The organism is Vibrio sp. 10N.261.51.F11 (assembly GCF_041471665.1).
In the GTDB taxonomy this organism is placed as follows: Bacteria; Pseudomonadota; Gammaproteobacteria; order Enterobacterales; family Vibrionaceae; genus Vibrio; species Vibrio crassostreae_C.
In genome coordinates this window covers 78536-90469 of record NZ_JBFROW010000010.1, presented here as the reverse complement: position 1 = coordinate 90469, position 11934 = coordinate 78536, and the positions used below count along the sequence as shown (strand labels likewise).

Here is an 11934-nt window from a genome sequence, read left to right as displayed (position 1 = left end):
ATCTAAGCGGAGAAGAGCCGGTGAATTAACGTCGAATGGCTTCGCCTGCTTTAACGTCTGTATCTAGTTGTGTGTTGTTGACAACGATTTTGCCGTTAACCAATAACCAATGTACGCCTACGGCTGGGTGGTTAGGATCTTGGTAGGTGCCCACATCAGCGATAGTTTCTGGGTCGAATACCACGATATCTGCGTCCATATTGGTTTGGATTCGTCCTTTATTTTTCATTTGAGGGACAAAATCTTCTATTAATTGAGCTGGCATCAGTGTCATTTTACGTAGTGCTTCCGTCATCGTTAACAAGCCGCGCTCACGAACATAGACTCTGAGTACTTTAGCAAAGGTGCCATTTGATCTAGGATGAGAGAATAGATCTTTTGGTAATGGCCACTCGTCACCTGCATAATTTTCAATGTGGCCGTCTTCGTCCATATGCATCCAGAACATTTCGTCAGATTCAATCAACACATTAGGATTTAGAATCGAAGCGTCTAATAGAGCAAGATCTTTAGGGTTTTGCTCGTCTAGGAAGTGCCAGACAATAAAAGTACCAGGTTTATTTTCTTGGTAGTCTTTCAACTGTTCTTCTGTCATACGTTCTTTACCTAGCTGAAAGTTTTCAGCGGTTGAACCCATACGTTCCCGCCAGCCTTCACCAGAAAACATGGCTGCGCCAACGACAGTACTTGCTGCGCCCCAAGGGTAAGCGCCCACAGTAACATTGATTCCTTGTTCTTGAGCCTTATTGACCATAGGTAAGATGGTTTCGATATCTTTTAATGAAGTACTGTTAATATGACAAAAGTGCATATGAGCGCCAGTGATAGCGGCATTGCCCACTAATTCTTTAACGGCTTCAAACGAGCTTTGTGGCTCGGCATTGCTGGCATAGCGAACGTGAGTATAGGTTGCTACGTCTCTTTCTGCGGCTAATTCAGCCAATGCATAATATTCTTTTTGACCATGGCCCGGTGCATAGCCAGCGTTAATACCGATACCTAGGCCACCTTCATCAAGGCCTTGCTCAATCAGCTTGATGATTTTACTTTCTTGCTCAGGTGTTGCTATATCCATCTTCCAATCATTACGTGATTGAGCTTTTTGGAAATAGCCAACGGTCGCTTCGGGTTCCGTCTCACTAAATGTAGCAATACGAGCGTAAGTCCAACCAGCTGCTGCACCATAGTTTAATGGTAAGCCTTTTTCAGCTTGTCCTGCATACCAGTCACTGATAGGTAGAACACCAGATTCGAGTTCCAGCATAGTGGTAACGCCTTGCATCGCCTGCATTCTGTAGTCACCAATGTTTTGACCATGAGCGTGGACGTCGATGAATCCAGGGGCAACAACTTTACCTGTAGCGTCAATAGTTTTATCCCCAGAAATACTATCGGTCGTTATTGCTGTGATCTTATTATCTTTGATCCCGACATTAGCAACAGAATCGAAATTTGTTTCAGGGTCGATAACTCTGCCGTTCAAAATTACAACATCATAATTAGCGGCGATAACAAGTGGTGACATAAGGCCAAAGCCGACGATCGTAGCCTTTTTAATGAATGATTCTAGTGGTTTCATAATTTTATCCCGTGTGTGTGAGATGAACTATAAGTGTTACGTGTCAAAAATCTTAGACCAATAATTTCACGCTATCTACCTGATCCTCATCTTTGCTCATTCTTCTCAATGATAAGACAAATCTAACGTGACAAGAGAAAGTGACTCAAAAACAATCACTTTTACGCTCATCTCACCCACAACTATTGACTTTGCCGCTCCAGAGCTGCCCTTCTCTATAAAGGCAACTTTGACAAAATAATCCTTCATAGCTAAACGTTTATGTACCAACGTTTTCGTCAGGGAAAAAAAATGCCAAACCTTAAATTACGAAGTTTAAGCGCGATATTCTTCTTTGCTGTCACTCTTCCCATCGTAGTGTTAGCCGACGAGGGGCAAGATGTAGAGGAGGTAGCTAAAGAGCTAGCCAACCCAAACACAACGCTTGGCTCGATGTCCTTTAACTTGGATTGGACGAACTATCAAGGCGACTTAAATTCAGCGAACAGTCAGAACGGGTATCGCTTCAGCTTTCAACCTGTTCTCCCTGTGCCAATTGCAGAGCGAACCAACTTATTTATCAGACCAAATATACCTTTAATATTTGACCAACCCTATTACAAGGGCGATAGATTTGAAAATTCAGATGCAGGTCTCGGTGATATCGGCTTTGATGTGGCCGTTGGTCATACCTTTGAGAGCGGCATGATTGTCGTGGGGGGGATAGTGGGTACACTGCCCACCGCAACAAGCGATGAACTGGGTAACGATCAATTCTTACTCGGTCCAGAGTTTGCCTTAGCCTACGTACAAAGCTGGGGGGTTATCGGGGCGTTAATTACCCATCAATGGAACGCTGGCGGAAGCAATGACGCCGACGCGAGTATTACTGGTGGACAGTACTTCTATACCGCGAATCTAGACGATGGATGGCAAATTCAAGCGCAACCAACTTGGAGCTATAATCACGAAGCGAGCAGTGGAAATAAATTGTCATTCCCTATTGGTATTGGGTTCGCTAAGACGACTCTCATTGGTGGCAAACCCATCAAGTTTGGTCTTCAATACTGGAACTACATTGAAAGCCCTGACGCGTTTGGGATAGAGCATCAACTTCGACTGGTCATCACACCTGTTGTTGCTCTTCCTTGGTGATAACAGGTCGCAGGATAAAATTAGACATAAAAAAACCGCAGCGAACTGCTGCGGTCTTAAATTTGGCGGTGAGTGAGGAATCCGATTTATTTAAGATGCTGATATATATCCATAAAAAAACTCGCAAAGAGAGCGGTAATACTTATGGCAATACTTTTAACCAAGTGTCAAATTCATAAGTTACTGCATAAATTTTTAGGCTAAGGCAACTATACTTTATCCTAACGTACTTAACCTGCTTACAACCGCCAGCTAGTAATTCAGTCTATTTCAACATAAGTATAATAGCTTCTTCAACGGCATCAGTTAGGTATTTCCAACGGTGCTGCAATAGCCATGCAGGCTAAGACCCCCGATACACGGTTACTCACTTTAATCCCTTTCCGCACAGAATCTCTGAGCCTTAAGAAGGTTCTGGGCATTTCTGAGTTACGAAATGGTGCGTGAGAAGTTTCTGGACAAAAGTGTGCTACGCGATTTGCTAATTTAGTGAGCAATGGATTAGTTTAAGTAAGTTAAATGAGATTTGTCTTAAAATAGACAAAAAGCACGTCGGGCAGCCAATTACTCAGTATTGTTTGCAGGAGCCGTTTAATTAGTAGTGTCTACTTTGGCCACATCAAGGTTCCAAGCATATGAAAATTAATTGAATGCTCGGGCTATCCTCCCATGCCCTTGATAATCGTATTTCACTGAGTTACTGCTAACGAATACTGATTCACCAGCTCTCAACACAACGTGATTATTTTGACTTGAAATTGCAACTTCACCTTCAATACAAAACAGTATTTCTGCGCTACGAACAAACTGTGCTTGGCTGGTAATCTCGACTGTCATTACTTCAAAGCAGAAGTCATCAACCGGGATCGGGTAGCTCACTTTATTACTCTCTTTATATATTGGTTTTAGCCGAATCTCCGCTGGTTCAATCGGTTCGAATGAGGTGTTATCTATTAACTCAGTTACATCAATGTGTTTTGGTGTGAGCCCTGCGCGCAAGACATTGTCTGAACTTGCCATTATCTCCAGACCAGTCCCCTGCACATATGCATGTGGGGTTTCGGCGTACAAAAACATTGCTTCGCCAGGTGCTAATTCAACAGTATTAAGCATTAGTGGAGAAAATAGACCGATATCTCCAGGATAATGCCGCTTAAACTCAGCACTGTACTGCAGAGCCTCGCGCCCTATCATGGTTTTAGCCGGACGTCTGTGCGCCTCACCAAGTTCAGCCAGTGCCACCTTTTTACGTTCACCTTCAAGTGACATAATCGCAGCAAAGAACTCTTTTAGCGCTGCACTATCTGCGTGCTTTTCTAGCTCGGAAATTTCTTTCGCCAGACTTGGAATGTCGGCCTCTTTAAACAAAGTAATAATGTCTGCAATTGGGCGAAATCCATTCATCGCTTTATAAAAGGTTAAAGCGTAAACCAATTCAGGCTTATGGTTGGAATCTTTATAGTTTCTGTGCGCGGCATCTAGCGGAATCCCTCGTTGGTTTTCTCGCTCAAACCCTTGCTGCGCTTTATGTTTACTAGGGTGTACCTGAATAGAGAGTGGCATCTCTGCGGCAAGCACTTTGAATAAGAAAGGCAACTCCCCAAAACGTGCAGCGGTGTAGCCACCAAGAATATCTTGCTTGTTGTGCTCAATTACCTCAGCAAGAGGCTCTCCGGTACCATCGAGCCTAGAGCAGCCATTTGGGTGAGCACCCATCCAGATCTCTGCCTGTGGCTTGTGCTCTGGATTATTGATACCAAATAGGTTGTGAATGGAGTCTTTACTACCCCATGCATAGTTTTGGATGACGTTATCAAGCTTAAATAGAGACATACTACTTCTCTCCAAAAATCTGTGCGCCGACTTTCAAAGTAGCGGCAATATTGCGTGCAGTGCGAGTCAGATTATCGCCCGCCTCTGTCAGAACTTGTTCTAGTGGTTGTGGTGAACGAACCGTGCCAAAGGTGCTATCGACAACGTTGTAGAGTTCATCAATCTCTTGACCCAATGAGCCTGCAATTCCAATCACGGGAATACCTTGTAGCGTGGCTCGTTTAGCAATACCAAACGGGGTCTTGCCTTGCAGGGTTTGGTTATCCATCTGGCCTTCGCCAGTAATAACCAGATCCGTGCCCTGCAGCACTTGGTCTGCGTTTAAGGTATCTAAAACCATCTCAATACCTTGCTTGATTTGGATATCAAATAGCAGTGATAAACCAAGAGATGCGCCACCAGCAGCGCCAAAGCCAAGTGTAGTTCGGTTATCTGTTCCAGTGAGATTGCTGCTGACCTCTCCAAAATGATTCAACGCGTCATCAAGCTGATCAATCAGTTCCGAGGAAGCCCCTTTTTGAGCACCAAAGATATAGCTAGCGCCGTTTTCACCAACTAATGGATTGTTGACATCACAAGCGATCACAAACTCGACCTGTTGGCATCGAGGATGGATATTGCTTAAGTCGATACGAGAAAGGTTAGAAAGAGCAGTACCACCCAATGCTTGGACGATACCAGCCCCACCATCATTGGTGGCGCTGCCTCCAAGACCAAGCAGGACTTTATTTACACCTTTCTCAAGTGCCTCTTTGATCAACTCACCAGTACCATAGGTAGTTGCAAGGGCAGGATCGCGATCTTGTGGCGAAACTAGGTCTAATCCCGATGCTGAAGCTATCTCTATCAATGCCGTATTACCGTCATCAAGCAGTGCCCAATGTGCATCGACGGTCTCACCTTGTGGGTTCATCACTTGGGTAGTTTGCACAATGCCATCTAACCCTTGCATCAATACATCGACCGTTCCCTCACCGCCGTCGGCCAGCGGTAGATGCACATACTCCGCTTCTGGGAATACTTGTGCAAAACCGGCTTCAACGCTTTGGCATACCTGCTTGGCACTAAGAGACTCTTTAAATGAATCGGGGGCAATTACAATCTTCATCTCGGTTCACCAACTCCGCCCAGTTGGAATCAGAGCGGAGGTTTCTACGGTTAAAAACTAGGATTAAAACTTCACTTGGAATGATTTAGCCTGACACGCATTAAGTGCACCAAAGCTCTGGCTAGCGACTTCGGTATCACGTACTCGCTCATCCAAGCTGGTCTCTTGCCATGAAGTCACTGCTTGAGTGAAGGTAACACCATCTTCAATCTGTCCAGATTCAGCCGGGTTGTAGACACGTAGAATTAAGGCATCTTCATCTTCCGCTTTCTTCAGTACACTAAGAACAGCTCCTTTCTGCTCTTTGGCAAGAAGCGAGTAGGTTAACGGCTTGTCTTGCTCACCGACGTTTAGCTTCATTGCGTTGTACGGGATCTTGTTGTAACACTCGATTGGCGTTACATAGTCTCGTGCTTTAGCCATAACGTTGGCCGCGATATGGTTGCCAGCAAAACCAAGTAAGCTGAATTCACACACCAACTTGCCGCGAGTTTGCGAGTCTGGGGTCGGGATCTTGATACCTGAAGGACGTCCTGGACGCAGCAACAACTCTTCTTTACCTAGAACTCCTACCCCACGCAGTAGAGTTAGAGCAAAGGTATCGCGTTCTTCATTGCCTTGGCTTGATACGACTTCAAACTCACGCAGACCATTGGTCATCAATGCCAGTCCACCTGTCTGGTTTTCAACCGCAGCAAAGTTCATCAGCTGGTACACAGGCACTGGCGCTTCTTTCCAGCTTTCTTGCTCCCATACTTCCATTGCAGGGTCGTTAGTTGGTCGAGTGATAAGGCCAAACTGGTTATCTGCCACCACATTTTCAGAGACAAATGGCGTTGGGATAAGCACACGTACTCGATGATCGTCTGCTTGATTATCTAGCTCCATACGGACTTCAATGCGGCGTGAACCGGCTTTAAGTACCACTTGACAATCGACATCTACATAGCCGTTTTGTCCTGTGCGCTCTTCACGCTCTTGCAGATTAGCTGGTACATCCATTCGCAGTTTGATGCTAGCAACCGATTGGAATCCTTCATGTTTAATATCGGTTTCGACTTTAAACTCATCTGAGTAAAGCAGCCACTCTTTGCGAGATGGCGAATAGTCGTACTCATCGCCATCGTCTGAACCATCTTCAATTTTTAGCACTTGGTCGTATGTCATCTCGGTTTCTTTGTCCAAGATGGTTAGGGTGCCATTGTCGTTCACTTTGATGGTGTAGAACTCATTCTCTAGCAGGTAATCTTTCTGCTCGGCAATCTTCTGAGCACCTTGTTCATTGCCTTGAATATGCAAGGTAGCAAAGCCCATCGCAGGTACAGATTGTTTAATCTGAATATCGTACTCAATAAACGGGTCATAGTTACCGTAGTGGACAATCTGGCGGTCAATCTTGCCTGGGTCGATCACTCGCTGATCTTGGATGAAGTACTCAACTGAGTTGCCGTTATCATCGAAGATGTTGAACGGCTCTGCACGAATAGTGATGGTGGTGTTGATCACCTCTTCACGTTCGTATGGCGATAGGTTAAAGAAAGCTAGCTTGTCGCAGCCTTCACGCGCTGGCATGTGGTCAACAATTTTACGCTTGTAAAAGGTGATCAGATTGCTCGCCATATCGTCGGCTAGGATGTAACGGTTAAGGATCTCCGCATGCACCTTGTCTGAACAGCAGCAGCCAATAGAGTCATGGGCATGGTTCTTCATGCTCTCTTTCCACATTTTCTCAATCAAGCCATGGTGATATTCAAAACCTAGTGACCAAGCGATAGAAGCAAGAGGTTCTAGGATGTTGACGATCTTATTCTCTACCTGAGCGTGGATCAGCTTGATATCCATACGAGTTGACGAAATTGTACGGTGCACACGCATGTATTTGCCGTCGTTAAACTCGCCTTTTACTGTGTCTAATTGATCGCGTTCTTGCTTGATGCGGTCGAACACCTCTTCAAAGCGGCTCATCACAAACTCACGTTCTGGGTAAACCTCACGTAGCTTGTCCATCACCTCAAAGATGTCTTTTTGGATTGGCATCTGATCGTGACCATTCGGCAGCAGGATATCTTTGGTCACTGACGGTTTTTCTAACACCGGGAAGTATTTGTCTAGGCGAGCACGCAGCCCTTCTTCATCTTGAGGTAGGTACTTACCAATCGCATATCCAAGAGGCAGTACTTGTGCAGCTACTTCTGAACCATCATTAGATTGCCATAAGAACTCAGTTTTGTTGGTACCGTGACGCTCAGAGCAACCACGCCAGAACATCGCTGTATCGATATCAAATCCGTTATAGATCATCGGCAACTGTGAGCTCATTGAGAACGAGTCTGGCAAGTAACCAATTTTCATTGGCTCACCTAACTCTAGACAATCGCGTAGGCCGTACAACATGTTACGAACGATTGACTCACCACCAACCTGCATAGTGTCAGTTTGAGAGTACCAAGGGCCAACAATAAGTTTGCCCGCCTGAACTAGGTCACGTACACGCTCTTTATTTTCTGGCTTGATGGCAAAGTAGTCTTCAAGGACAGCGGTCTGACCATCAAGTACATAGTATTTGTATTCTGGATCGCTCTCCAGACGTTGCATGATCTCTTCCATGTTGTTCACCAGAAGAATACGAGACTCTTCAGTGGTGAAGTACCATTCGCGATCCCAGTGCATGTGTGGGGTAATATGAACGCGTGATTTAGTCATTGTTTTGTACCTGTAAAGACTGTGCTGTGCGACTTAAATGAGTAATGGCTTTTGAGTAAACGCTGAGTTATCCAAATAACTTTGAAGCAATAGAACCAAACAACCCTTTCTTCTCTTCAACTACTGGTGCAGATTCTTCGGCTGCCTGTTCAATTTGTTCTTCCTCATCGCTAAGAAGTGCAAAAATTTGTTCTACAGTTGTCGCGCTAAGTACCGCTTCACGAACTTCATCATCAATCAAAGTACTTGTCAGCTCGGTCAGCAGTTGCATGTGTGTAGAGCCCGCTTCAGCATTAGGAATAGCAATTAGAAAGATCAGATTTACATCCTCTTCTTCATCAATGCCCTGCCATTTCAAATCTTGTTTTAGGGTTGCGACTGCAAATGCTGCTTCTTTCACTGCGTCGGTTTTGCCATGTGGAACAGCAAGGCCTTCGCCTAGCGCCGTTGCACCATGCTCTTCACGGGCAAACACAGCTTTTAAATACTCTTCTTTGTCGTGCAGTTTGCCTTGTTGGTCGAGTTGTTCAGCGAGTGCTTCAATTGCAGCGTCACGACTTTCGAACGTCGTTTGTAGATTAATCAGTGATGAGTTGGTAAGCGTTGTAAGGTTCATAGTTTTAGCCCCGTGTTCACGTTCTTTTGGGTTATCTGTTCATGTGACAATAATAATACCAATCAAATACAAATAAACCATGATACAGATCTCACAAATATCACGATATGTATTAAATTGGAGTTAAAGGCCCATATTTGTATTCTTTATCATTATTTAACTGGGTAGAATTCGTATTATTCAAGTCAAAGGTCACACACTAAGACCTGTTAGAGTGGTTCTACAGGTTAATACGCAAGAGGTTAGCTAGGATATGACGACAAGATTACCCATGTACCGACAAATCGCTGATGCCATTAGAGATAAGATTAGCACCGGTATTTACAAGGTTGGTGAAGCACTACCGACAGAAGCACAACTCCGTGAAGAGTTCTCTGTCAGCCGCGTAACTATACGCCAAGCGCTTAAACTTCTAATCGAACAACAAGAGCTAGAAAGTATTCAAGGTAGTGGTACCTATGTAAAAGAGAGCAAAATAAACTACAACATCTACCAACAGAGCAGCTTTGCTGAGAAATGGGCTCATTTGCAGGGAGTAACACACAGCGATGTCTTATCTTTCGAGGTACAAGCCGCCTCATTAACGCTGGCCGAACACTTGGATATCAATGAAGGCGAGCGCATTTTCTACATCAAGAGAGTACGTTTCCTGGACGAGACCGCCATTACGGTTGAAGAGACTTGGATGCCAACGACTATGTTCCCAGACCTCAGTTACCAAGTGATGCAAGGGTCGAAATATGACTACATCGAAAAGCAAAAGAAGATGGTGATAGATAGAAGTGAGCAAGAAATCATGCCTGTCCTTCCACCAAGTGACGTGGCGACATTGCTTGGAGTCAATCCTACAGAACCTGTTATAGAAAAGCGTACTCGCGGATACCTAGAAAATGACACCATCTTCGAATATAGCCGAAACTATTTCACGACCAACAACTATAAATTTACCCTCACCTCTAAGCGCCAAAGGGCGAATACAAGCTATTCTATTTAAATAAGGGTTTTATTACTTAATGTCGCCTAGTAGCTATTTAGTATTATATTTCAATGGCATATAGTCATAGTGCATTTTTTTTGTATTACTTTGATACTAAGAACAATAAAAACAAATTAAATACAAATAATACAACTTGTGAGAATTATCACAGATGATTAAAACAAATTAAGTAAGAATATAATCATTGAGTGACCTATTTGTCGCTCAAATGACGAGAGACGACGCAAAGGAACATCAGATGAAAATCTTAGCGATTACAGCATGTACAGCCGGTGTAGCGCACACCTACATGGCGGCTAAAAATTTAGAAAAGAAAGCAGCCGCGCGCGGTTGGGAAATAAAGGTCGAGAAGCAAGGTGCGAATGGACTAGATGGAAAACTAACCGCACAAGATATCGCGCAGGCCGATGGCATTATCTACGCTGTTGACGTAGGCGTAATTGAAGCTGAGCGCTTCGAGGGGCTAACGTCTGTGCAAGGTAAGGTTAAAGATGGTATCAAAGCCGCTGATGAAATGCTTGATGCACTCGAAGAGAAGGTCAAAGCGGGTGGCTCAAATGCGAAAGCAGCCACGACGACCAACAAGTTTGCCGAGAAGGAAGAGAGCAACGACAATATGATCGTTAGTTTCTTGAAACTTTGGTACAAGGGCGCTCTTTCAGGCGTATCTCACATCATTCCTCTTGTTATAATCGGTGGTCTTTGTGTAGGTCTTCTAAATCTATTCTTCGGCTACGATTACACCCACCTTTATGATGAAGCGATACTGGTTGAATACACGGGCAAAACATACGCAGACCTTGGCATAATTAACGCCGCTGAAGGGTTAGCAAACAGTGAAATCGGTGCAATTAAGAAAGAAGTTTATGCAGCTATTGCACAGCCAGAAGCCAAAGCGCAGTTTGAGTCTTCGTTTCAAGGCATTATTCATTTCCTATACTACGGCACGTTAAAAGCATTTAACCCACTGTTAATCTGTGTGCTTGCAGCATTTACAGCTTACGGTATGGTCGGTAAACCTGGTCTAGCTCCTGGTTTCGTCGGTGGTTTCGTCGCTGTTGGTGGTGGATTCGGTAAGATCTCTATCATGACCGGCGGCTTCCTAGGTGGCTTAGTAGCCGGTGCAGCAGCAGCGTTATTTGTTATGCTTGTCCGCCAGATCAAAGTACCGAAAGTACTAGAGTCAGTGAAGATGATTATCATCACACCTCTACTAGCGGGTATCGCAGCACTAATCTTTATGTATGCGGGCCCTGGTAAGTTCTTCGCGATGCTTAACAGTGGTTTGGTTGACTGGCTAACCTCAATGGGCACAAACAACCTACTGATTCTTGGTTTCATCCTCGGTGCTATGGCTTGTTTCGATATGGGCGGCCCGGTAAACAAAGCGGCTTACCTATTCTGTATCGGTGTTGGTACAAGTGGTGACTTCGCTGGTGATGCATCAATCTTTTACGCTGCCTTTACTGCTGCGAAATGTATCCCTGGTATGTCATTAGGCATTATGTCTGTCGTATTCAAACGTTTCTTCGATGAAGAAGATCGCTTGGCAGGCCCTTCAACCGCTATCTTAGGTTTCTGTGGTATCACTGAAGGTGCTATCCCTTACGCTGTAAAAGATCCAATGCGTATCATCCCTGCTCATATGATTGGTGGTGGTGTAGCGGCTGCATTAATTCTTTCTTCTAAGATTACTATTGGTACCGTAGCTGGCGGCGCAGTGTTCATGCTACCTGTCATCGGTAACCCTGTTGCTTGGCTGACTTACTTCGTCATCGGTATTGCAGTGTCAATGGCACTAACCATCGGATTAAAAGTAATAGGAAACCAAAAAGAAAAGAAGTTAGCTGAAACGAAAGCTTAACTCACCCTCACTTAGTATGCTCCAAAACTCCAAGCCTCCCCCGCTTGGAGTTTTTTTGTATTATCAGCTCACTCACTCAACAACCATTTCTTGTATTCAG

Annotated in this window: 7 protein-coding genes and 1 pseudogene; 3 read left to right on the top strand and 5 right to left on the bottom strand. The window is 44.6% G+C overall.

The features are described 5' to 3' along the window. Nucleotides 1-25 precede the first annotated feature (25 nt). The gene (locus AB4351_RS04710) at nucleotides 26-1579 is read right to left on the bottom strand and encodes an amidohydrolase family protein (protein WP_017062426.1); all 1554 of its coding nucleotides are present in this window, start codon (nucleotides 1577-1579) and stop codon (nucleotides 26-28) included. Between the two features lie 291 nt (nucleotides 1580-1870). Between AB4351_RS04710 and AB4351_RS04705 the strand changes: the two genes are divergently transcribed. Further along, a complete protein-coding gene (locus AB4351_RS04705) occupies nucleotides 1871-2713 on the top strand; it encodes a hypothetical protein (RefSeq protein WP_372125210.1) in 843 nt (280 codons plus the stop codon). A gap of 642 nt (nucleotides 2714-3355) precedes the next feature. On the opposite strand, the gene manA is transcribed toward AB4351_RS04705, so the two are convergent. The 4 genes and pseudogenes from manA to AB4351_RS04685 form a co-directional block, all read right to left on the bottom strand. Beyond that, nucleotides 3356-4546 carry a mannose-6-phosphate isomerase, class I gene (gene manA / locus AB4351_RS04700; protein WP_102321457.1) on the bottom strand — a complete coding sequence of 397 codons (1191 nt, stop codon included), beginning with the start codon at nucleotides 4544-4546 and terminating at the stop codon, nucleotides 3356-3358. 1 nt (nucleotide 4547) lies between these two features. Beyond that, nucleotides 4548-5654: a glycerate kinase gene (locus tag AB4351_RS04695; protein WP_372125208.1), complete on the bottom strand. Its 1107-nt coding sequence runs from the start codon at nucleotides 5652-5654 to the stop codon at nucleotides 4548-4550. Nucleotides 5655-5717: 63 nt separating this feature from the next. Next, on the bottom strand, nucleotides 5718-8357 hold the full coding sequence (gene mngB, locus AB4351_RS04690) for a mannosylglycerate hydrolase (protein WP_372125206.1): 2640 nt from the start codon (nucleotides 8355-8357) through the stop codon (nucleotides 5718-5720). Between the two features lie 118 nt (nucleotides 8358-8475). Next, nucleotides 8476-8973, bottom strand: a pseudogene (locus AB4351_RS04685) (fructose PTS transporter subunit IIA); the annotation flags it as partial. Between the two features lie 253 nt (nucleotides 8974-9226). On the opposite strand from AB4351_RS04685, the gene AB4351_RS04680 reads away from it, so the two are divergent. Both AB4351_RS04680 and AB4351_RS04675 read left to right on the top strand, forming a co-directional pair. Then, nucleotides 9227-9967: a GntR family transcriptional regulator gene (locus tag AB4351_RS04680; RefSeq protein ID WP_241910602.1), complete on the top strand. Its 741-nt coding sequence runs from the start codon at nucleotides 9227-9229 to the stop codon at nucleotides 9965-9967. Between the two features lie 241 nt (nucleotides 9968-10208). Further along, nucleotides 10209-11834 carry a PTS fructose transporter subunit IIC gene (locus AB4351_RS04675; RefSeq protein ID WP_372125204.1) on the top strand — a complete coding sequence of 542 codons (1626 nt, stop codon included), beginning with the start codon at nucleotides 10209-10211 and terminating at the stop codon, nucleotides 11832-11834. Nucleotides 11835-11934 lie beyond the last annotated feature (100 nt).